Here is a 22,085-nt window from a genome sequence, read left to right as displayed (position 1 = left end):
TGATCCCCCTAACCGCCTAGCCAGGGCAGAACGCACGGATTGGGCATTGAGACGCTCACCCTCAATAGCGGATGAGGCGATGATGTTAGCAAGTAACATATCTAACGTTTGGTCGGGGTTCCCCAACCTGGAATGACTACCTAGTAAAATTCCCAGCCTGCGTTGAACACGCCGTAATCTGGGTAATATCTCACTATCCTGCCAACGAAAATGGGGCCAATCTGCTTGTTGCCAAATCCAAAATGGTTCCATTATTTCCTCATCCAACGTGCTAGGGTCTCAATAATGAGCCGACCCAGCCCATCATTCAGCTCAATGTTTGAGCCGAATATAACACATGCAGCAGACCAGCAGAGCTGGAAATGAGGATGGAGATCCAGGCTGAAAATCTCAGACCGGAGCTGACGAAAAACTGGATGTATTGCTGCTGGGTGGAGCTACAGCAACCAGTAGATAGACAAGGCGGGAAACTCATTTTCGTTTCGAATAGATCTTGTGAGCTTGCAGCTTGCGCTGCATGAAGCCACGCCCAAGAAAATGCCGTTCGGTCTACTCATTCATATGCCTGACGATACTCACTAATATTGGGATGCCAATCTAAGCCACCAAAAGAGAAGAATTGAACCACCGAGTAGATTACCTGCCAGGTATTTCCAAGAGCGATCTGACAAGAACAAAATCGCACCCAGTATTGTTATCAAACCCCAGAGATAGGGCATGAGCAGTACATATAGGCCAGTCAGTGAGTATTCATCGTTAAACCAGTCATAGACAGGCTGAATGAACAGGATCGATGCATTCAAGAGGTGATAGAGCATGAACAACACGAATACCCATGTTCTCTCTGTCTTCACGGCTGCGCTCACTTTAGTTCCCCTTGGAATGGATAGCTGAGTTCAATGACGGTCAAAAACGGCTTGTAGGCAAAGCGCTTGTAGTGTTGAAGAACAAACCAGCTTCTGAAACCGGACGCCAGGCCGTAGAACTTGACTCTTCCGGTCGTGGGGTCAGGGCCAATGTCAGGATAATCGAGACCGAAGTGGTCATATAGCGTTACTTTGATCGTCCCTTTGTAGAAGTCGCCAAATTTTTCATATGTCGCGATTTCCGCCTTGCCTGCCCAGACATCGTTCACCGCAATTGTGAGGCCCTGCACCTTATCCGCCGCAGAGTTGAAGATGGGTAACCGAAAGCCGGAGGTCTTGCTGTATTGCTGCATCAAGTCACTCAGAACAAGCTTGTTCACATCACCATCAAGTTCGGCCAGCTTTGCCTTTACTTCCTTGATAAGGGTATCTGAGAACTTGATCGTGGTCGGGTGAGCTCGCGCTGCTCTCGTCAATGCTTGGTTCCGGTATTCACCCCCATCAGATTTCTCGAACTTGGCGATCATGGCCAGAATGTTCATCTTCAAGTCACCAGTTGCAAACAATGTGGCCATGTTGCGGAAGCTACTAAAGAACACCTTGGGGTCAGTCTTTTCGAGATCACCAATAAAGCCGTCATCTCCCATCTTCCCTACGAACATGGGGATAGCCTTAATCTGCTCTGCCGTCATTTTGCCGTAGGTCATATCTTCGGCGGGGCTGCCATCAACGTTCTTACCTGGCTCACGCTTCGACTTGTAAATGAGCACAGGCACACGATAGGTTGTGGCTGACGTTGTATCGGTTTTTGGCTTGAGAGCAGGAGGTATGGTTTCTGTTTTCGGACGCTCTTTCTCTGCCGAACCAAACCACATTGTCGGCTTGGCTTGAGCATATGCCGACTTGATGGCCTGCTCAAACCTGGGCGTCCCCCTCACCGAGATTTGGTCTCCTTGGATACTACAGCAAGCAAACACATCAGATTGCATCCCCAATACCACCTTCGATCCGTCATCAAGGCTTCCAGCCACAGGGCCTAGAATGCGCTTGAACTCGTCCTTGGTGAGTTGGCTGATGTCTCTGAGGTCTGGTTTCTGCATGTATAGAGGGCTCGATGAAAAGTAGTGAGAGGATCACTTTATCATCAATGCGCCAATCGAGACCATGTAGGCATTTTCTGAAAACGGCAGTTTGTGACGCTTTCTATCGATGGACGCGGGGGATTAATAGCTAATAGACAAATGCTAAGGATGGCAATGATGCTAATTGCCATCACTGTGAATAATTATAGGGAAATTTGGTTTTATCTGGGTAAAGAGATAATTACTTGGCAAATATATCTATGGCAGCAACTCGCGAATGTCACACCCCATTACTCTGGCAAGACGATAAGCCTTTTCCAGGGTGATATTAACCTCACCACGCTCAATTCGTCCTACGTAGCTTCTATCAATTTCGGCCGCATATGCGAGTGCATCTTGCGATACGCCCAATTGAAGCCGTCTATCACGCACAGCATCACCAAATTTTTTTGCTAGATCTTGCATGTCTCGCCTCTCACTGGCGAGCACTATCTCTGGTTGTCTGGCTAACGACCACGGATTATAATCCGCAATCGAGTTTAGATTTCCACTAAATGTTTTCGTTCGAGGCTGAGTATTGCTTATGAGCTCCCAGACTGTGTGGTTACCAACCGCGCTCTACACCGCACTCATTCGATTGCAGATGGATGACTTCACTGCGATAGGATTTGTAAATGCCATTTTTGGTGACAAAGCAGAATCGCAGATACGTAAGCGGCGTTATACCTTCATTTATCGGCATCTGATTAAGCTCGTAAATCAGGGACTTCTAAAAAGGAAGAACGTTGATGATGGGAGGCGCTTTTCTCATTTCATCAGGACTCCCAAGTTCGATGAAGTGCATTTCAAAGAGGAATTTATTGGGCCGGATGCGCTTGTAACGGAATCGGGTAAGGAGCGAGAATCGGAAACGTATGAGTCTGTCTTGGAGGGGCTGAGTGCGAGAGCACAGCACTACCGTCAAGCGTTGCAGGAATGTGATTCAATGCTCACTGAGTACCAGGAGTTAAGATCCGACTTCTCCATATTGGATCTAGCGATTGAAAGGGCCATCAACCATACCGTTGCAGAAAGTCGCGATTTGCGGGGCAGGCTGGAGGCCGTGGAGAGGCTTTTGAGGGGGCTGATGGCGTTTAGAAGCGCCTCTTGATGTAACCGTTCAGCGTCAGGGGATTGATGCACACAGTTCGGAGTGAATGGGGTAATCCGTTTCTCGATGCGGGCTCGGATAATTGTATGCAGTCACTCTTGGGGTCAATGTCCCAAGTGTTTGGTCGTCTCAACCAACGAAAGTAAGCGTTGACGAAACAGCTCCCCACTCAGGGCGATAATAGCCACGTTGCGCAGTACATGGGCCCAGCAAAGCAGGCGCAGACTCGTGCAGAACTCCAGCAGGCGCTTGGCGACATCAATGCCACGCCCGTTGGCTGTCACAAAACAGACCGCTATCTTGCTCAGAGCCATACACACATAGATCCGATCGATAAGGTTGTCATGAGCCAACACTTTGCCGTGGAGGAGGTGATGAGGGCGTACTCATCCAAAGACCAATAAGGTCGTCATTGGTTGTCCAATGGGGGAGGGGGGGATTTAATTGAGAGGTTATAGAAGTAAAAAAGCCAGCTAATGCTGGCTTTTTTACTTCTGAAAATGGCGTCCCGTGCAGGATTCGAACCTGCGACCATCCGCTTAGCTTACCACTACAGCTTTCACTGCCACCCGAGGGTGTTTGTGGTCTGGACTATATCTTCACCCACAGCATTATCTGTTTGGGTGGAGGGCGCTAATGATGTATTCCGCAATGAGATCGCATTGCACCATCTAGTCTCTGCACCTTCTCTACACGCTTGTAGAGCTTGGCTCAAGATTACCACCGCCATTACGCGCTGAGGCTTCCTTGAATTCACCCTCTCCACTGTATAGGTTTCCCTGTACAGGCTCCTAATAACTTAAAGGCGGATGCTCTATCCGACTGAGCTAACGGGACAAATTTTACAAATCAACAACATCTTAAGAGCTATGCAAAATGGTAACTCTTTTTTGTAAGGAGTAACAGCAAGGCTTTACTAGGTAACCTTACCATCTCTCCAGCCCTTGCCTACTCTAGTCACCTCAAAAAGTGGTAACACTTTGGGGGTTAGTTTTGCTCTATCCAACTGAGCTAAGGGCGCTTTGTATCAACTCGTCTTGATGACGAGTTGATGAACATGGTCGGTGATAAAGGATTCGAACCTTTGACCCTCTGGTCCCAAACCAGATGCGCTACCGGGCTGCGCTAATCACCGAAAATCCCTGACCAGCATATCGACAAGAGTCGTGCTGGGCAACGGGCGGGCATCATAGCCAAGCGTAAGGGCCAGCGTCAACGACTTTTTCCCCCAGTAAATTCAAGTGCCTACTTATTGCCCGCTGCAGGTCTGGCGTGCGTCTGCCGCTAACATCCCGGCTAAAAAAATGCGACAATGCGCGGCAGTTGAACACATGGTGAGTGGAGAACGATGTCTGCCAAAATCATAGATGGAAAACAGGTTGCGCAAACGATTCGCAGCCAGGTCGCGGCGCAAGTCCAACAGCGGTTGGCGGCAGGGAAACGGGCTCCAGGGCTGGCAGTCATTCTGGTGGGGGCGGATCCCGCCTCTCAGGTCTATGTCGGCAGCAAACGTCGGGCGTGCGAGGAGGTGGGTTTTCTCTCCCGCTCCTATGATCTGAGTGCAACCGCCAGTCAGGAAGAGCTGCTGGCGCTGATTGACCAGCTGAATGCGGATAGCCACGTAGATGGCATTCTGGTTCAGCTGCCGTTGCCGGATCACTTTGATACCACTCAGGTGCTGGAGCGGATCCAGCCTGACAAGGATGTAGATGGATTTCACCCGTATAACGTCGGTCGTCTGGCCCAACGTATTCCGGCGCTGCGCCCCTGCACTCCGAAAGGGATCATGACGCTGATCGAGACCACCGGCGTGAAGACGCACGGTCTGCATGCTGTCGTGGTGGGAGCGTCCAACATAGTGGGGCGTCCCATGACTCTCGAATTGCTGCTGGCGGGCTGCACAACCACGACCTGTCACCGCTTTACCCGGGATCTGGAAGATCAGGTACGCCGTGCCGATCTGCTGGTTGTCGCAGTCGGCAAGCCCAACTTCATACCTGGCGAGTGGATCAAACCGGGGGCACTGGTAATCGATGTGGGCATCAATCGCTTGGCTGATGGCTCGCTGGTCGGGGATGTGGAGTTTGAGACGGCGCGCAGCCATGCCTCATTCATTACTCCGGTACCCGGTGGCGTGGGCCCGATGACGGTCGCCAGCCTGATGGAAAATACCCTGATCGCCTGCAGCGAATATCACGACTGATCATGGCTGGTGATAACCCTGTGATCCCGTGAGGAGGCAGGATTCGCCAGAAATCTGACAATAAAAAACCGGTTGCTCAGAGAGGAACCGGTTTTTTATTTATCCAACGGGTGTTATTTACATATTTTGTGCTTCGTTTGGCACAATCACAGAGGCGTGATTTCCTTTCGGCCCCTGTTGCAGTTCAAAATTGACAGCCTGACCCGCTTTCAGGGTCTTGTAGCCCTCCATTTGAATCGTGGAGTAGTGAGCGAAGATATCCTCACCGCCCCCTTCCGGACAGATAAACCCAAATCCTTTTGCGTTGTTAAACCACTTAACTGTGCCGGTTGCCATACTTCTACATCCTTTTATTGATTACCCAGAAGTCGTTGAGTAACCTGCGCCAGCCCTTTATAACTAGGGACATGGGCCCATAGCAGACGGGCACAGATTAGCAAGTAACCAATCTAGTCTAACTTTTGAGCGAGTCAAGAAGTTGTTAACAGCTGATGTGATCTGGTTAACAAGTCTATTGACAACCTTGTGTTAGACGGTAGTAATCTAGAGGTACCAAAGCGCGATTATGAGCAAGCAGAAAGAACTCTTTGCTAATGAAGAGATTGCAGAAGCAGAGAAAACAAAGCTGCAGCCGCCACCCATGTATAAGGTTGTGTTGAACAACGATGACTACACGCCCATGGAGTTTGTGGTGGAGGTGCTGCAAAAGTTCTTTGGTATGGATTTGGACAAGGCGACTCAGGTCATGCTGAGTGTGCATTATAGTGGTAAGGGTGTCTGCGGCATGTTTACCGCAGAGATCGCCGAAACCAAGGTTGTCCAGGTCAACACCTATGCACGTAACAACGAACATCCACTGCTCTGTACTATGGAAAAGGCTTGAATCTGATGACTTGATGGCGAGTGTGACACCACATTGTAGCTGTACTAGGGGAGGTGCCTATGTTGAATAAAGATCTAGAAAAGACGCTGAACGAGGCTTTCAAACTGGCCCGTGACGAGCGCCACGAATTCATGACCGTCGAGCACCTGTTGTTAGCCCTTCTGGATAACAGTTCAGCCCATGAGGCGCTGAGCTCCTGTGGTGCCGATGTCGAGCAGATGCGCAAGGAGATCCGCGCATTCATCACCCAAACTACTCCGCTCATACCGCGCGACGATGAAGATCGTGAAACCCAGCCGACACTGGGCTTCCAGCGCGTGTTGCAGCGTGCCGTCTTCCATGTGCAATCCTCCGGCAATACCGAAGTCAGCGGCGCCAACGTGCTGGTCGCTATCTTCAGTGAGCAGGAGTCACAAGCTGCCTATTTCCTGAAAAAGGCCGAAATCAGCCGCCTCGACGTCGTCAATTTCCTCTCCCACGGGGTGCGCAAGGATAACAAGCCGGATCTCGGCAGCAATAACAATCCCGAGTCTGATGATGATGTTTCGGCCGCACAGATCGAGAGTTTTGCCACCAACCTGAACCAGCTGGTGCTGGAAGGGCGCATCGATCCGCTGATTGGCCGTGATCAGGAGCTCAATCGTACCATTCAGGTGCTCTGCCGCCGTCGCAAGAACAACCCGCTGCTGGTGGGTGAAGCCGGCGTGGGCAAAACAGCCATTGCCGAAGGGTTGGCCTATCGCATCGTCAAGGGGGATGTCCCCGAGGTGATTGCGGGCAGTACCATCTATTCGCTGGATATGGGTTCTCTGCTGGCGGGCACTAAATACCGTGGTGATTTCGAGAAGCGCCTCAAGGTACTGCTCAAGCAGATTGAGCGTCAGGAAGGGGCCATCCTCTTTATCGACGAGATCCATACCATCATTGGTGCCGGTGCGGCATCCGGTGGTCAGCTGGATGCGGCCAACCTGATCAAGCCGCTGCTCTCCAATGGTTTGCTCCGTTGTGTGGGATCCACCACTTATCAGGAGTATGCCCAGATCTTCGAGAAAGACCGTGCGCTGGCCCGCCGCTTCCAGAAGATCGATATTGTCGAGCCGACTATCGATGACACCACTCGCATCCTGATGGGGCTCAAGAGTCGCTATGAAGCTCACCACGGCGTACGCTATACCGCCAAGGCGATCCGTGCAGCTGCCGAGCTCTCTGCCAAGTACATCAATGATCGTCACCTACCCGACAAGGCGATCGATGTGATCGACGAGGCGGGCGCCGGTCAACGGTTGTTGCCGGCGAGCAAGCGCAAGAAAGTGATCAATGTGCAGGAAATTGAGTCCATTGTGGCCAAGATCGCTCGCATTCCGGAAAAATCAGTCTCCTCTTCAGATAAAGAAGTACTGAAGAACTTGGAACGCAATCTGAAGATGGTGGTCTTTGGTCAGGATAAAGCCATCGAGGTGCTGACCGATGCGATTCGCCTCTCTCGTTCAGGTTTGGGTAACGAGCGTCGCCCGGTTGGTTGCTTCCTGTTTGCCGGTCCTACCGGTGTTGGTAAAACAGAGGTGACCCAGCAGTTGGGCAAGGCATTGGGTGTCGAGATGCTGCGCTTTGATATGTCCGAGTACATGGAACGCCACACCGTCTCACGCCTGATTGGTGCGCCTCCCGGCTATGTCGGTTTTGAGCAGGGGGGTCTGCTGACTGATGCGGTGATCAAGCATCCTCATTCCGTTGTGTTGCTTGACGAAATTGAGAAAGCTCACCCGGACGTATTCAATCTGCTGTTGCAGGTGATGGACAACGGCACCCTGACCGACAACAACGGGCGCAAGGCGGATTTCCGTAACGTGATTTTGGTCATGACTACCAACGCCGGTGTGCAGGAGACCCAGCGTAAATCGATTGGCTTCCAGCAACAGGATTTGAGCCACGATGCCATGGCGGTGATCAACAAGACCTTCAGTCCGGAGTTTCGCAACCGGCTTGATCACACCATCTGGTTCAACCATCTGGATATGACGGTGATCCATCAGGTGGTCGACAAGTTCATTGTCGAATTGCAGGTTCAACTGGATGCGAAGGGAGTTTCTCTCGAGGTGTCCGAGCGTGCCCGCCACTGGTTGGCGGAGAAGGGGTATGACAGAGCCATGGGTGCCAGACCGATGGGTCGGGTAATCCAGGAGCACCTCAAGAAACCCCTGGCCAACGAGATCCTGTTCGGTTCACTGGTTGACGGGGGAATTGTGAAGGTTGAGTTGGTAAATGACAGCCTCAGCTTTGATTTTCAGGTCAATGTTGAAGCTGTTTCCCACTAAGCGTCAGTGATCAGAAAACGACAAAAAACCCCAACCGAAAGGTTGGGGTTTTTTGCTGAATTCCTGGCTTAGCGAGAGCGGAAAACAATACGTCCCTTGGAGAGATCGTAGGGAGTCAGTGCTACCGTTACTTTGTCTCCAGTCAGGATACGAATGTAGTTTTTGCGCATCTTGCCTGAAATATGAGCGATAACCACGTGACCATTCTCCAGTTCCACACGGAACATGGTATTGGGCAGGGTTTCGAGAATAGTGCCCTGCATCTCAATACTGTCTTCTTTAGCCATTGAATCCTCTTGATAAGCCACAACAAAAAACCGCTGGATCATGCCGGATTTAAGGCTATGTGTAAAGTTTACTCGGGCTTGGTGTCGATATTTTTCCATTCCCCCTGAATTAACAGCTCGTGAGGGAGGTAATTGCGTTTGTAATTCATCTTGCGACACGCCTCTACCAGATAGCCAAGATAGAGCCAGCTTCGCCCGGTTCTCCTGGCCAGATCGAGCTGGCAGAGGATGGCAAAGGTGCCCAGGGAGCGATCGGCATAATCCGGATCGAAGAAGGTGTACATGGCGCTCAAGGAGTGGGGCAGCAGGTCTGTGGTGGCGACACCGATCAGGCGGCCCTCTTTGCGCATCTCCAGGTAGAGCGGCGGCATCCAGTCACAATGGAGAAACCCGCGATACTGGCTGCGGTTGGGGGGATACATGCTGCCATCCTGATGGCGTTCGCGGATATAACGTTCGTAGAGCAGGTAATACTCGGGTTTGTCATCATAGCTCAGGACGATCTCGATATCCCTGTTGAGCTGGCGGATCCGCTTCTGGCCACGGCTGGGACGAAAGCGTTCGCTGTGAATACGAAGGGACTGGCAGGCATGGCACGCCGGGCAGTGGGGGCGATAGATGTCGTTGCCACTGCGGCGAAAACCGGCAGTCAACAATCGCTCGTAACCGTTGGCGTTGAGCAGATTGTGATCCATCAGCACCAGCAATTGCTCCTGTTCATGGTCCAGATAACTGCAGGGATGCTTGGGAGTCAGCCCTACTTTGAGGATCACTTCTTCAGTCATAAGCTGATCTCCCCCTCTCGCCAGCAGGAAGCCAATAGTGGTTGATGGCCAAGGCGCGCCAGCTCAGCCAGAAAACGGGCCCTTGGCCACTCCTCGATACCCAGGGTCGCCAGAAACGGGTTTTGCATCTGGCAATCGATAAGTGCTCCACCATGGCGTGAAAAGTGGCGACAGAGTGCCACCATGGCAAGTTTGGCGCCGTTATCAATCCGGCTGAACATGGATTCACCGCAAAACAGTCGGCCGATAGAGAGGCCATACAGTCCCGCTTGCAGCTCTCCCTCCTGCCAGATCTCGATAGAGTGGGCATGACCCAGCCGGTGCAACTGCTGGTAGGCCTCGATCATGGGCTGGCTGATCCAGGTGCCATCGGCAGTGCGACGAGGGGCGGCGCAGGCGGTAATGACTTCATTAAAGGCGCGATTGACAGAAATATCGAATGGGGTTCGACGGATAATCTTCTGCAGTGTCCGTCCCACATGGAGTTGGTCTGGGCGGATCACTCCGCGGGGATCCGGTGACCACCACAGGGTCGGCTGGTGGGGTTCATTCCACGGGAAGATCCCCTTGTGATAAGCTGCCAGCAATCTGGCAGGGGAGAGATCCCCGCCGATCGCCAGCAAGCCGTTGGGCTCTTCCAGCGCATGGCTGGGGTCGGGAAACCAGCAAAGCTCATCATCCAGTTGGGTAAGATAGCGAGACATAAGGCAACGAGGTTCATAGATGAAGGCCATTATCCTGATAGTATCCAGCTTGCTCTGCTTTGTCACTGCGCCCGCCGGGGCGGAGGTCTACCAGCGCAATACCGCGCGGCCAGTCAATCAGGTGGTGTTTGGTCAGGTCGAAACGGTGCGCAATATTACCCAGCGCCAGATCCTGGAGTCAGAGCACTCTGGCTGGAAGACGCTGGGGGGGGCTGTGTTGGGCGGCCTGCTGGGGAACCAGTTTGGCGGCGGTCATGGCCGTGAAATCGCCACCGCCGTCGGGGCGCTCGCGGGTGCTGCGGCTGCGCAGCAATACCAGTCCGGGGGAACCGTGGTGGAAAACAAGTTGGTGGAGCTGCTGATCCGCAACGAGCAAAATGCCCTTATCAACGTGATCCAGGATTATGATCCCGCCATGGTCTTTACCAACGGGGACAAGGTGCGCATTCTCTACTTCGATGATGGGGTGCGGGTCGACAAGACTTACTGACTTTCGATAGTCATGGTGATGGGGAGACTGTGGCAGGAAAGGAACCCGCAGACTCTCCTGCTGGAAAGTCTGTCGGGCGGTAATACACGGGACTGATGCCCTGAGGATTCAGATAGCTGTCTCTTGAGAGACTATCTTGTCGCGACCGGTGTTCTTTGCCTGATAGAGCAGCCGATCCGCTACGCTCAGCGCCTCGTCCATGGATATCCGCCCGACGCTGATCACGCCGTAACTGGCGCGAACAAAGAGTGGGGTTTCCGGTGACAAGGGTTGCTGGCGCAGCTGCTGACGCAGCCCTTCAAGACGCTTGATCAACACGGGGACGGTACAGTGAGGCACCATCATGGCAAACTCCTCTCCACCAAACCGGGCGATCATGGCATCGGGGAAGAACTGGGTCAGTAGCCGGGTCAGATGGCAGAGCAGTTGATCGCCGATGGCATGGCCCCAGTGATCGTTGACCTGCTTGAAGTGATCCACATCGAGCACACAGAGTGCGAGAGGCGTCTGCTGGCGCTGATGTTCTTCAAACCATTTTTGCCCTTCGTTGAACCAGTAGCGCCGGTTGTAGAGACCGGTCAGGTAGTCACGATTGGCTGACTCCTGAATGCTGTTGAACTGCTCGAGCGCCTCCAGATTGTGGCTGACCCGACACTGCAGCTCTTCCGGCTCGAACGGCTGGTTGAGAAAGTCGTTGGCGCCTTGCTTGAGGTAGCGAGCAGAAAGACCGCGCTTGTCCGAGACCGAAATCCCGATAATCGCGAGCTGCTGCTTGCTGTAACGCTCTCTCAGCATCCGCACCAGACTGATGCCATCGATATCCGGCATATAGTAGTCGACCAGTGCCAGCCGGATGTCCGGGTGTTGCTCCAGCATCGCCATCGCTTCACGGGCATGACTGGCCTCATGCACCTGCAACAATTGCTTGCGCAACTGGGCCATGGTGCGGTGACGGGAGGTGCGTGAGTCGTCGACCACCAGCACTTCGATCGACTGGTTGAGATAGAGGCGGTGCACCAGACTAACGGCATATTGCAGCGAGTGGCGCGAATCCTTCATCACATAGTCCAGCACGCCGGTTTCCAGCCAGGCGGCACGTTTATCCTCGCTGATGTCGGCAGTGAGGATCACCACCGGCAAACCTCGAGCCAGCAGCTCGTTGACAGCTTCGCCACGGGGCGCATCCGGCAAGGTCAGGTCCACCAGCGCGACCACATACTCCTCGCCCCGGCAGTGACGGGCACCTTCGAGGGTATCGAAGGCGTCAATCTCGAGGCCTGTCTGCTGGGCAATGGCCTGAGTCAGCATACGGCGGATGGTCAGGCTATCTTCGACAATCAATATCTTCTGTTTCATTAGACTCCTTTAAATAAAAAAGGCATACCGACTGGTATGCCTTATATCACAACTACGCTTGTTTATTGCGCGTCGAGGTAGCGTTCGGCATCGAGGGCTGCCATGCAGCCGGTACCGGCAGAGGTGATCGCCTGACGGTAGTTGTGGTCGGCCACATCGCCGGCAGCGAAGACTCCTTCAATGCTGGTCTGGGTGGCAAAACCGTCGAGGCCGCCACGTACCTTCAGATAGCCGTTTTGCATCTCCAGCTGGCCATCAAAGATCTGGGTATTGGGCTGGTGGCCGATGGCGATGAAGACGCCCATCAGCGGCAGCTCGCTGGTGCCGTTGTCCTGAGTGTTGCGCAGGCGCACACCGGTGACTCCCATCTGGTCACCCAGCACTTCGTCCAGGGTCTGGTGGGTGTGCAGCACGATGTTACCGCTCGCGACCTTGTCGTGCAGACGCTTGATCAGGATCTTCTCGGCACGGAACTCGTCGCGGCGGTGGATCAGGTGCACCTTCTTGGCGATGTTGGCCAGATACAAGGCTTCTTCAACTGCGGTGTTGCCGCCGCCGATCACCGCCACTTCCTGATTGCGGTAGAAGAAACCGTCACAGGTGGCACAGGCGGAGACGCCGCGACCCTTGAAGGCCTCTTCGGAGGGCAGACCCAGATACTTGGCGGAAGCGCCGGTCGCGATGATCAGGGCATCGCAGGTGTATTCGCCGTTGTCCCCTTTGAGGCGGAACGGGCGTTGAGTCAGTTCGACACTGTTGATGTGATCAAACAGGATGCGGGTATCGAACTTCTCTGCATGCTCTTTCATGCGCTCCATCAGGGCCGGGCCGGTCAGGCCTTCCGGATCACCTGGCCAGTTCTCCACTTCGGTGGTGGTGGTCAGCTGACCCCCTTGCTGCATGCCGGTGATGAGCAGGGGATTGAGGTTGGCGCGGGCGGCGTAGACGGCCGCGGTGTAACCGGCTGGGCCTGACCCTAAGATCAGCAATTTGCTGTGAGTGACTTGGCTCATGATGTCATTTCCGGGATGTGATGAGTTTGCGCGATTGTAGGTAATTCGTGATCCGGGGTCAAAGGCTGGTGAGTCGATTGCACTAATCGTGTTCACAAGGGGTGACATGCAAAATAAAGGAATAAAAAAACCGCCCATCGCGGGCGGATTTTCACTCATCTCCAACTGGCGCGGGCCAGCGCAGATCAGTTCAGCAGGGTCAGGGGATCCGTGTAGGCAAGGCCATGTGCCACGGCCACTTCCTTGCAGGTGAGTTTGCCCTCCATCACGTTGAGCCCGTGCAGCAGGTTGGGATCGCTCAGCAGTGCCTGACGATACCCTTGCTGGGCCAGCTTGATAATAAAGGGGAGGGTGGCATTGTTGAGCGCCACGGTCGAGGTGCGGGCCACCGCCCCCGGCATGTTGGCGACACAGTAGTGCACCACCTCATCGACAATATAGGTCGGATCCTGGTGGGTGGTGGCGTGGGAGGTTTCCACACAGCCGCCCTGATCGATGGCCACATCGACGATGGCCGAACCCGGCTTCATGCGCGCAATGTGGTCACGGCTGACAAGTTTTGGCGCAGTGGCGCCCGGAACCAGCACGCCGCCGATGACCAGATCGGCCGCCAGCAGATGGCGTTCCAGCGTCTCGCTGTTGGAGTAGACCACCTTGGCCGCTCCCTGGAACTCGTTATCGAGACGACGCAAGGTATCGACGTTGTTGTCGAGGATGGTCACATCTGCGCGCAGGCCAATGGCCATACGAGCCGCATTGGAGCCGACCACGCCGCCGCCGATGATCACCACCTTGGCCGGTTCGACACCGGGTACGCCGCCGAGCAGCACACCGCTCCCACCGCGCGATTTTTCCAGCGCCTGGGCACCCGCCTGAATAGACATGCGTCCGGCCACTTCCGACATGGGGGCCAGCAGGGGCAGGCCGCCACGGCCGTCGGTGACGGTTTCATAGGCGATACAGATGGCGCCGCTTTTCAGCAGGGCTTCGGTCTGGGGCAAGTCTGGCGCCAGATGCAGATAGGTGAACAGGGTTTGACCCGGACGCAGCATGGCACATTCGACAGGCTGAGGTTCCTTGACCTTGACGATCATCTCGGCTTTGGCGAAAACCTCTGCTGCAGAGGCCAAAATTTCGGCTCCAACAGCGATATAATCTGCATCGCTGAAGCCAATGCCGTTTCCGGCACCGCTTTGGACGAAAACAGTATGGTTTCGTGCTGTCAGTTCACGTACACTGGCCGGAACCATGCCTACGCGGTATTCATGGTTTTTTATCTCTTTAGGTACACCGATAATCATGCTATCCCTCGTCTATAGATTGGTGTTTCATGTTGCCAAAATGTTAACCAACATTTGCGCCTAGTATATTCAGGTATTGACAGGATTTGTGACCATAATTATAAAATGACTGGTGATTCTTACCAAAAAATAGCCAAAGGATGGAATAAAATGATGGAAGCTAAGAGTCGGCTAAAGGATTTGGACAGGATTGACCGCAACATTCTTAATGAACTGCAAAAGGATGGCAGGATTTCGAATGTTGAGTTGTCCAAGCGAGTTGGCCTGAGTCCTACACCGTGTCTGGAACGGGTTCGTCGCCTCGAGCGACAAGGTTATATCGAAGGATATGCCGCTATTCTGAACCCTCATTATCTGGACGCATCTCTGCTGGTGTTTGTAGAGATAACCCTCAATCGCGGGGCGCCTGATGTGTTTGAACAGTTCAACAAGGCTGTTCAGGTGCTCGAAGAGATCCAGGAGTGTCATCTGGTTTCCGGTGACTTCGACTATCTGCTCAAGACCCGAGTCAGCGATATGTCGGCTTACCGCCGACTGTTGGGGGAAACCCTGCTGCGTCTGCCCGGTGTCAATGACACCCGTACCTACGTGGTGATGGAAGAGGTCAAGCAGAGCAGTCGTCTGGTGATCAGCACCCGATAAAGCAGGTTATGCCGTGGTATCTTTTCCATATGAGACACCATGACAGTCAGAAACGAGCGGCCGGTCCGCTCGTTTCTTCTTGTAAAGATAATTGCAAATATGGCCCCGTCCCATCAGGCTCTGGCTGACAATCGATGGGCTTTTCGGGGATACTAGGCCCCCTTATTTCCTGCATTACATGTTTTCAGAAAGGAGCCGGAGTTTGGCCGATAAAAAGCTGTTTACTCCTTTATCAGGTACACAACGGATCTTCGAAGCCGTCTTGATCGCCATCACCCTGATGGCTGCTTATCTTCTGCTCGCCCTGTTGTCCTATCATCCCGCCGATCCCGGCTGGTCACAGACCTCCTGGCAAGGGGAGGTCAAGAACCTCGCCGGCAGCGCAGGCGCCTGGCTTGCCGACATCACCATGTTTACCTTTGGTGTCTTCTCCTATCTGGTGCCCCCGCTGGTGGTACTGCTGGGCTGGAGCCTCTTCTGGCGCCCGAGCCGTCTGCTCGATGTGGATTACCTCACCCTGGGGGTGCGGATCATCGGCTTTATCCTGACCGTGCTCGGCATGTCGGCCATTGCCAGCATGAACTTCAACGATCTGCAAAACTTCTCTGCCGGTGGTCTGGTGGGGGATGTGATCGCCTCCGCGGTGGTGCCGCTGTTTGGCGGCGTCGGAGCCAACCTGATGCTGCTCTGCTTCGTGGCAACCGGCATCACCCTGTTTACCGGCTGGTCCTGGCTCACCATCGTCGAGCAGATCGGCGCGGCCTGTACCGGTTCGGTCAGCGCTGTTTACCACTTCCCGACCACCCTTGGCCGCTGGTTGGCCGGTGGCTGGCGTCAACCCCGCAACGAGGGGCCGGATCCCTTGCTGGAAGGCGGGGTAGGGGCCATCGCGTTTGATGACGAGGAAGATGAGCCGCATACCAGCTGGACTCGCAAGCCCAAGGCCAAGAATCAGAAGGCTGCCGCCGAAGAGTGGCTGCCGGAACTCGACGACGATACCTTCGAGTTCGATCCCCAGTTTGATGATGAAGATGACGAGCCGGCTCCGGCTGCCAAGCCGAAACGTGCGGTGGCGGCTGCCAATGGGCGCCGTCAGCCGGTACTGGCTGTGGCCGACGACGATGATGAGGAGGATCTGGATCTGCCGTGGGCCGAAGGGGACGATAAGATCGCCGCACCGGTAGCCGTCGCACCGACCAAGCCCAAGCGTCGTCCGCAGTCAACAATGCCGCCGTTGCCGAGTATCGAGCTGCTGGACAGACCGCCAGCCAAGACCCAGATGATGAGCAAGGATGAGCTGGATCGCATGGGCCGTCTGGTGGAGGCCAAGCTTGCCGACTACAACGTGCAGGCCAAGGTGGTCGGTGTCTATCCGGGCCCGGTTATTACCCGTTTCGAGCTGGATCTGGCGCCGGGCATGAAGGCGAGCAAGATCACCAACCTGTCCCGCGATCTGGCCCGCTCTTTGTCTGCCAGCAGCGTGCGGGTGGTTGAGGTGATCCCGGGCAAGACCTATGTGGGGATCGAGCTGCCCAACCGGGTGCGTCAGACCGTTTACCTGCGCGAAACCCTCGACTGCGATGCTTTCCGCGATAGCCGCAACCCGCTCACCATGGGCCTGGGTCAGGACATCGCCGGCGAGCCGGTGGTGGTGAACCTGGCCAAGATGCCGCACCTGCTGGTGGCCGGTACCACAGGTTCCGGTAAGTCGGTGGGGGTCAACACCATGATCATCTCGATGCTCTACAAGTCATCCCCCGATGACCTGCGCTTTATCATGATCGACCCCAAGATGCTGGAACTCTCGGTCTACGAAGGGATCCCGCACCTGCTGACCGAGGTGGTGACCGACATGAAGGACGCCGCCAACGCCCTGCGCTGGTGCGTGGGGGAGATGGAACGCCGTTACAAGCTGATGTCGGCGGTCGGGGTGCGTAACCTCAAGGGCTACAACGACAAGGTACTGGCTGCCATCGAGGAGGGGGAACCCCTGCTGGATCCGTTGTGGCGTCCGGGCGATTCCATGGATCAGATGCCGCCGGAGCTGGAGAAGCTGCCCCACATTGTGGTGGTAGTGGACGAGTTTGCCGACATGATGATGATCGTCGGCAAGAAGGTGGAAGAGCTGATTGCCCGTATCGCCCAGAAGGCGCGGGCGGCCGGTATTCACCTTATCCTTGCGACCCAGCGTCCGTCGGTGGATGTCATTACCGGTCTTATCAAGGCCAACATCCCGACCCGGATTTCGTTCCAGGTGTCGAGCAAGATTGACTCCCGGACCATCATCGATCAGGGCGGCGCCGAATCTCTGCTCGGCATGGGTGACATGCTCTACATGCCGGCTGGTACTTCCAACCCGACCCGGGTGCACGGCGCCTTTGTCGATGACCACGAGGTACACAAGGTGGTGGCGGACTGGAAACTGCGCGGCGAGCCGAACTACATCGATGAGATTCTTTCGGGCGAATCTGGTGGTGAAGGTGGCAGCGGCGAATATGGCGGTAGTGACGACGAAGAGCTCGACCCCCTGTTTGACGAAGCGGTTGCCTTCGTGGTGGAGTCCCGCCGTGGCTCGACCTCCAGCGTGCAGCGCAAGTTCAAGATTGGTTACAACCGGGCTGCTCGTCTCATCGAGCAGATGGAAAATCAGGGCATTGTGAGCGCCCCGGGTGGCAACGGTCAGCGCGATGTGCTGGCTCCGCCGCCGGTGCGGGACTAAGGCCCACCCTTTTACTGTTATCCTGGCCATGCCCCTTACGGGCGTGGCCTTTTATCGAGATGGTCGTTATGAAAAGCATGATGAAAAAACAGCTGTTGATCGGATCCATGCTGCTGGTTGCCAGCAGCCAGGTGTGGGCCGACGCGGCCAGCGATCTCAAGCAGAAGCTGGCCAGTGTCAGCCTCTTCTCCGCCAAGTTCTCCCAGACTGTCTACGACAGCAAGGGCAAGGAGCTGCAGCGCGCCAGCGGCTATCTGCTGGTGCAGCGCCCAAACCATTTCAATTGGCATACCACTGCGCCTGACGAGAGCCTGATCGTGGCTGATGGCAAGGATGTCTGGGTGTATGATCCCTTCGTCGAGCAGGTCACCGCCCTTAAAATGAAGGATGCGGTGCTCAATACCCCCTTCGTGCTTATCACCGGCAATGACGAAAAACTGTGGAAGCAGTACGACGTGACTCAGCAGGGTGATGTCTACACAGTCACCAGCCGTGATCCGAGCGAGCTTATCGCCTCCTTCAGTGTAACCTTCGATCGCGACAACAACATCAGCCGCTTCGATGTGAAAGAGGCGCAGGGGCAGTGGACCGAATTTACCCTCAATAACTTCAACCGCAAGCCGGTGCTCAAGGGTAACGAATTTGTCTTCAAGATCCCGAAGGGGGTCGAGCTGGATGATCAGCGCTGATGAGCAATCTTTCGCTGGATTTCTCCTCGGACTTTCGTCCGCTGGCGGCCCGGATGCGGCCGCAAAACCTCGACCAGTATATCGGTCAGCAGCATATCCTGGGGGCTGACAAGCCCCTGCGCAAAGCGATCCTGGCGGGTCACTGCCACTCCATGATCCTGTGGGGGCCACCCGGTACCGGTAAAACCACGCTGGCGGAGCTGGTGGCTCACTACTGTCAGGCGGAAGTGGAGCGACTCTCGGCAGTGACCTCAGGCATCAAGGAGATCCGCGCCGCCATCGACAAGGCCAAAGAGAACAGCTGGCGCGGGGTGCGCACCATCCTCTTCGTGGATGAAGTGCACCGCTTCAACAAGAGTCAGCAGGATGTGTTCCTGCCTCATATCGAAGATGGCACCATCACCTTTATCGGTGCCACCACCGAAAACCCCTCGTTCGAACTCAACAACGCGCTGCTCTCCCGTGCTCGGGTCTATCTACTCAAGCGACTTGAGGAGAGCGACATCCTCGCCATGCTCGATCAGGCGATGACCGATCCCCGTGGTCTCAATGATCCGGTGCTCACCTTTGCCCCCGGGGTGAAGGAGGCGCTGGCCAAGGCGGTGGATGGGGACGGGCGTAAATCCCTCAACTATTTGGAGCTGTTGGCCGACATGGCCGAAACCGACAGCACAGGGGCGAGGGTGATCGACAGCGCGCTGCTTGCCGCCGTAGCGGGGGAACATGTGGCCCGCTTCGACAAGGGGGGGGATCACTTCTACGACCTCATCTCGGCGGTGCATAAATCTATCCGCGGCTCGGCACCGGATGCGGCACTCTACTGGTATGCCCGCATGGTGAGTGCCGGCTGCGATCCGCTCTACATTGCCCGCCGCTTGCTGGCCATCGCCTCGGAAGATGTGGGCAATGCCGATCCCCGTGCCATGCAGGTGGCTCTATCTGCCTGGGATTGTTTCCACCGCATCGGGCCGGCGGAAGGGGAGCGGGCTATCGCCCAGGCGATCGTCTATCTCGCCTGTGCCCCCAAGAGCAATGCGGTCTACACCGCCTGGAAGGCAGCGCTCAATGATGCCAAAAACCTCCCTGACTTCGAGGTGCCGGTGCGCCTGCGCAATGCGCCGACCCGGCTGATGAGCGATCTGGGCTATGGCGCCGAGTATCGCTATGCCCATGACGAGCCGGGCGCCTATGCTGCGGGGGAGGAGTATTTCCCCCCCGAGCTTGCCGGCAAGCAGTACTATCAGCCTACCGATCGTGGCCTTGAAAAGCAGATCGGCCAGAAGCTCGATTATCTCCACGAGCTGGATCGACAGAGCTCGCAAAAACGGGGCCGATAGCCCCGCTTGTTTGTCAGCAGAATGAAAATTGGTCAAGTACCGGAATAATTGGGGTGTTTGACCGCACAAGTCGGCAAAAACGACCCAAATAGTCCCTGTTCGGGCAGGGGGGCGGTCTGCTACACTGCCCCTCTGACCCCGTTGGTTTCGGCCTGATACCATCTTCTTGATTTCGAAGGCCTGACTCTCAAGGCGACGGGGGCCAACCGATGTTAACTTCCGGATCTGTTTTTTAGCCCGTCATGATGACTCAGGCCCAGATCCCTTATTAAAAAAGTAGGTAACCCATGCTGGATCCCAAATATCTGCGCAGCGACATCGATGAAGCTGCCGCTCGTCTGGCGACACGTGGCTACGTTCTGGACGTAGCGGCTGTCAATGCTCTGGAAGAGAAGCGCAAGGATCTGCAGTCCCGTACCCAGGAGCTGCAGGCCGAGCGCAATGCCCGCTCCAAGTCCATCGGTGAGGCTGCCCGTCGCGGTGAAGATGTTGGCCCGCTCAAGGCCGAGGTGACCAAGATCAATGACGAGCTGGAAACCAGCAAAGTCGAGCTGGATGCGCTGCTGACCGAGCTGAAAACCATTGCCGACGCCATCCCCAACCTGCCGAGCGAAACCACCCCTGTGGGTCGTGACGAGAACGACAACGTGGAAGTGCGCCGTTGGGGTACCCCGCGTCACTTCGACTTCCCGGTACGGGATCACATCGATCTGGGCGAAGCGGCCAAGGGCGTTGATTTCAAGAACGGCGTCAAGCTCTCCGGTTCCCGTTTCGTGGTGATGAAGGGCCAGATTGCCCGTCTGCACCGCGCCCTGGCCCAGTTCATGCTGGATCTGCACACTCTGCAGCACGGTTACACCGAGTGCTACGTGCCCTATCTGGTCAACCCGGACAGCCTGTACGGTACCGGCCAGCTGCCGAAGTTCTCCCAGGATCTGTTCAATACCGGTATTGACGGCGAAGGGGAAGAAGAGGGCAAGGTGCGCAAGTTCTCCCTGATCCCGACTTCCGAAGTGCCGCTTACCAACATGGCGCGCGACGAGATCTTCGATGAGCAGGAGCTGCCGATCAAGATGACCGCTCACAGCCCCTGCTTCCGCTCTGAAGCGGGCTCCTACGGTCGTGATACCCGTGGCCTCATTCGTATGCACCAGTTCGACAAGGTCGAAATGGTTCAGCTGGTTCACCCGGAGAAATCCTGGGAAGCGCTGGAAGAGATGGTGGGTCACGCCGAGAAGGTGCTGCAACTGCTGGAGCTGCCGTATCGCGTGATGGCGCTCTCTACCGGTGACATGGGCTTCTGCGCGGCCAAGACCTACGATCTGGAAGTGTGGCTGCCGGCCCAGAACACCTACCGCGAGATCTCCTCTGTCTCCAACTGCACCGACTTCCAGGCGCGCCGCATGCAGGCTCGCGTGCGTGTCGATGGCAAGCCGCAGCTCATTCACACCTTGAATGGCTCAGGTCTGGCTGTGGGTCGTACCTTGGTCGCTGTGCTTGAGAACTACCAGCAGGCAGATGGTCGTATCGCCATTCCGGCCGCGCTGCAATCCTACATGGGTGGCCTGACCCACATCGGGTAAGCTCACGCAGCTGACCACAACGCCATGGCATTGCCATGGCGTTGTGCATTCTGGCGCCGAACAATCGTTTTAGTGCTGAAAAAAATGCAGCTTTTCGGCGCCGCTTTGAACAGTTAACACATTTTTATCAAGCAATGCGCAATCGTTTTTGTTAGACTGCGCCGCAATTTCGCAGGACATCTTTTTCTATGGTCTGGATTGATTACGCCATCATCGGCATCGTCGGTTTCTCTGCTCTCATCAGTCTGGTGCGCGGCTTCGTCAAGGAGGCCATGTCTCTCGTCACCTGGTTCGTCGCCTTCTTTATTGCCAGCCATTTCTATCCTGATCTCGCCGTCTATTTCACCTCCTTCTCCGATGCGCTGGTTCGCAACGGTCTGGCCATCGCAGCCCTGTTTGTGGCGACCTTGATCCTCGGCAGCGTTGTCAACTATGTGGTGGGCCTGTTGGTGGACAAGACGGGTCTCTCCGGTACCGATCGGGTGCTGGGGGTCTGCTTCGGTGCAATTCGCGGGGTGCTGATCGTCAGTGCCCTGCTTTTTTTCATGGATACCTTCACCAGCCTCTCCCAGAGCGACTGGTGGGTGGCGTCCAAGCTGGTGCCGGAGTTCAAGCCGGTGATCCAGTGGTTTTTCGGGTTCATGCTGAACTCATCCAGTTTTCTTAAACAGGTATAGTGA

The 22,085-nt window shown here is 55.4% G+C and carries 21 protein-coding genes, 1 tRNA gene and 1 pseudogene; 11 read left to right on the top strand and 12 right to left on the bottom strand.

The features are described from left to right. Window positions 1-18 precede the first annotated feature (18 nt). From G5179_RS08270 to G5179_RS08260, 3 genes and pseudogenes are all read right to left on the bottom strand, one after another. A pseudogene (locus G5179_RS08270) lies at window positions 19-252 on the bottom strand (DUF4172 domain-containing protein); the annotation flags it as partial. 610 nt (window positions 253-862) lie between these two features. Further along, entirely contained in the window at window positions 863-1,966 is a 1,104-nt protein-coding gene (locus tag G5179_RS08265) for a DUF3289 family protein (RefSeq protein ID WP_236319819.1), read from the bottom strand. Window positions 1,967-2,206: 240 nt separating this feature from the next. Continuing rightward, window positions 2,207-2,413 (bottom strand): helix-turn-helix domain-containing protein, encoded by a 207-nt coding sequence (locus tag G5179_RS08260; protein WP_080631368.1) that lies wholly within the window; start codon window positions 2,411-2,413, stop codon window positions 2,207-2,209. 118 nt (window positions 2,414-2,531) lie between these two features. Here G5179_RS08260 and G5179_RS08255 point away from each other — a divergent pair, with 118 nt between their 5' ends. Further along, a complete protein-coding gene (locus tag G5179_RS08255) occupies window positions 2,532-3,098 on the top strand; it encodes a hypothetical protein (RefSeq protein ID WP_017787130.1) in 567 nt (188 codons plus the stop codon). 104 nt (window positions 3,099-3,202) lie between these two features. On the opposite strand, the gene G5179_RS08250 is transcribed toward G5179_RS08255, so the two are convergent. Beyond that, window positions 3,203-3,412 (bottom strand): hypothetical protein, encoded by a 210-nt coding sequence (locus tag G5179_RS08250; RefSeq protein ID WP_164091211.1) that lies wholly within the window; start codon window positions 3,410-3,412, stop codon window positions 3,203-3,205. Between the two features lie 744 nt (window positions 3,413-4,156). Next, window positions 4,157-4,233, bottom strand: a tRNA-Pro gene (locus G5179_RS08245). Window positions 4,234-4,446: 213 nt separating this feature from the next. Between G5179_RS08245 and folD the strand changes: the two genes are divergently transcribed. Continuing rightward, a complete protein-coding gene (gene folD / locus G5179_RS08240; protein WP_005346435.1) occupies window positions 4,447-5,301 on the top strand; it encodes a bifunctional methylenetetrahydrofolate dehydrogenase/methenyltetrahydrofolate cyclohydrolase FolD in 855 nt (284 codons plus the stop codon). A 117-nt stretch (window positions 5,302-5,418) separates the two neighbouring features. Here the strand turns inward: folD and cspD are convergent, their stop codons facing one another. Then, window positions 5,419-5,637: a cold shock-like protein CspD gene (gene cspD / locus G5179_RS08235; protein ID WP_005300025.1), complete on the bottom strand. Its 219-nt coding sequence runs from the start codon at window positions 5,635-5,637 to the stop codon at window positions 5,419-5,421. Between the two features lie 229 nt (window positions 5,638-5,866). Here cspD and clpS point away from each other — a divergent pair, with 229 nt between their 5' ends. Beyond that, window positions 5,867-6,184, top strand: coding sequence for an ATP-dependent Clp protease adapter ClpS (gene clpS / locus G5179_RS08230; RefSeq protein ID WP_005337111.1), 318 nt, complete (start codon window positions 5,867-5,869; stop codon window positions 6,182-6,184). 59 nt (window positions 6,185-6,243) lie between these two features. Then, a complete protein-coding gene (gene clpA, locus G5179_RS08225) occupies window positions 6,244-8,499 on the top strand; it encodes an ATP-dependent Clp protease ATP-binding subunit ClpA (RefSeq protein WP_100653551.1) in 2,256 nt (751 codons plus the stop codon). A 68-nt stretch (window positions 8,500-8,567) separates the two neighbouring features. Here clpA and infA read toward each other — a convergent pair whose 3' ends face one another. The 3 genes from infA to aat form a co-directional block, all read right to left on the bottom strand. Beyond that, window positions 8,568-8,786, bottom strand: a complete 219-nt coding sequence (infA, locus tag G5179_RS08220) for a translation initiation factor IF-1 (protein ID WP_005300033.1) — start codon at window positions 8,784-8,786, stop codon at window positions 8,568-8,570. A gap of 68 nt (window positions 8,787-8,854) precedes the next feature. Beyond that, window positions 8,855-9,571: an arginyltransferase gene (locus tag G5179_RS08215; protein ID WP_216950965.1), complete on the bottom strand. Its 717-nt coding sequence runs from the start codon at window positions 9,569-9,571 to the stop codon at window positions 8,855-8,857. Beyond that, window positions 9,568-10,275 carry a leucyl/phenylalanyl-tRNA--protein transferase gene (aat, locus tag G5179_RS08210; RefSeq protein WP_257697061.1) on the bottom strand — a complete coding sequence of 236 codons (708 nt, stop codon included), beginning with the start codon at window positions 10,273-10,275 and terminating at the stop codon, window positions 9,568-9,570. The genes G5179_RS08215 and aat overlap by 4 nt, the downstream gene beginning before the upstream one ends. A gap of 19 nt (window positions 10,276-10,294) precedes the next feature. On the opposite strand from aat, the gene G5179_RS08205 reads away from it, so the two are divergent. Then, the gene (locus tag G5179_RS08205; protein WP_058059142.1) at window positions 10,295-10,765 is read left to right on the top strand and encodes a glycine zipper 2TM domain-containing protein; all 471 of its coding nucleotides are present in this window, start codon (window positions 10,295-10,297) and stop codon (window positions 10,763-10,765) included. A 108-nt stretch (window positions 10,766-10,873) separates the two neighbouring features. Here G5179_RS08205 and G5179_RS08200 read toward each other — a convergent pair whose 3' ends face one another. From G5179_RS08200 to ald, 3 genes are all read right to left on the bottom strand, one after another. Then, the gene (locus G5179_RS08200) at window positions 10,874-12,121 is read right to left on the bottom strand and encodes a diguanylate cyclase (protein ID WP_005351207.1); all 1,248 of its coding nucleotides are present in this window, start codon (window positions 12,119-12,121) and stop codon (window positions 10,874-10,876) included. Window positions 12,122-12,183: 62 nt separating this feature from the next. Beyond that, on the bottom strand, window positions 12,184-13,134 hold the full coding sequence (trxB, locus tag G5179_RS08195) for a thioredoxin-disulfide reductase (RefSeq protein ID WP_040066398.1): 951 nt from the start codon (window positions 13,132-13,134) through the stop codon (window positions 12,184-12,186). Window positions 13,135-13,319: 185 nt separating this feature from the next. After that, on the bottom strand, window positions 13,320-14,435 hold the full coding sequence (gene ald, locus G5179_RS08190; RefSeq protein ID WP_058059143.1) for an alanine dehydrogenase: 1,116 nt from the start codon (window positions 14,433-14,435) through the stop codon (window positions 13,320-13,322). 150 nt (window positions 14,436-14,585) lie between these two features. Here ald and lrp point away from each other — a divergent pair, with 150 nt between their 5' ends. The 6 genes from lrp to G5179_RS08160 all read left to right on the top strand — a co-directional run bounded on the left by lrp (window position 14,586) and on the right by G5179_RS08160 (window position 22,082). Continuing rightward, complete coding sequence (gene lrp / locus G5179_RS08185) at window positions 14,586-15,077, top strand: leucine-responsive transcriptional regulator Lrp (protein ID WP_005300047.1); 492 nt, start codon at window positions 14,586-14,588, stop codon at window positions 15,075-15,077. Between the two features lie 202 nt (window positions 15,078-15,279). Beyond that, window positions 15,280-17,796 carry a DNA translocase FtsK 4TM domain-containing protein gene (locus G5179_RS08180; protein ID WP_421258180.1) on the top strand — a complete coding sequence of 839 codons (2,517 nt, stop codon included), beginning with the start codon at window positions 15,280-15,282 and terminating at the stop codon, window positions 17,794-17,796. Window positions 17,797-17,876: 80 nt separating this feature from the next. Then, complete coding sequence (gene lolA, locus G5179_RS08175; RefSeq protein ID WP_421258211.1) at window positions 17,877-18,485, top strand: outer membrane lipoprotein chaperone LolA; 609 nt, start codon at window positions 17,877-17,879, stop codon at window positions 18,483-18,485. After that, on the top strand, window positions 18,485-19,822 hold the full coding sequence (locus G5179_RS08170) for a replication-associated recombination protein A (protein ID WP_421258179.1): 1,338 nt from the start codon (window positions 18,485-18,487) through the stop codon (window positions 19,820-19,822). Before lolA ends, G5179_RS08170 begins: the two co-directional genes overlap by 1 nt. A 287-nt stretch (window positions 19,823-20,109) precedes the next feature. Further along, on the top strand, window positions 20,110-21,405 hold the full coding sequence (serS, locus tag G5179_RS08165) for a serine--tRNA ligase (RefSeq protein ID WP_421209171.1): 1,296 nt from the start codon (window positions 20,110-20,112) through the stop codon (window positions 21,403-21,405). Between the two features lie 188 nt (window positions 21,406-21,593). Then, window positions 21,594-22,082, top strand: a complete 489-nt coding sequence (locus G5179_RS08160) for a CvpA family protein (RefSeq protein WP_005337086.1) — start codon at window positions 21,594-21,596, stop codon at window positions 22,080-22,082. Window positions 22,083-22,085 lie beyond the last annotated feature (3 nt).

This window comes from Aeromonas sp. 600886 (assembly GCF_049174935.1).
GTDB lineage: Bacteria > Pseudomonadota > Gammaproteobacteria > Enterobacterales > Aeromonadaceae > Aeromonas > Aeromonas veronii_A.
The sequence above is the reverse complement of the archived record's forward strand: the minus strand, read 5'-3'. Positions and strand labels throughout refer to the sequence as shown.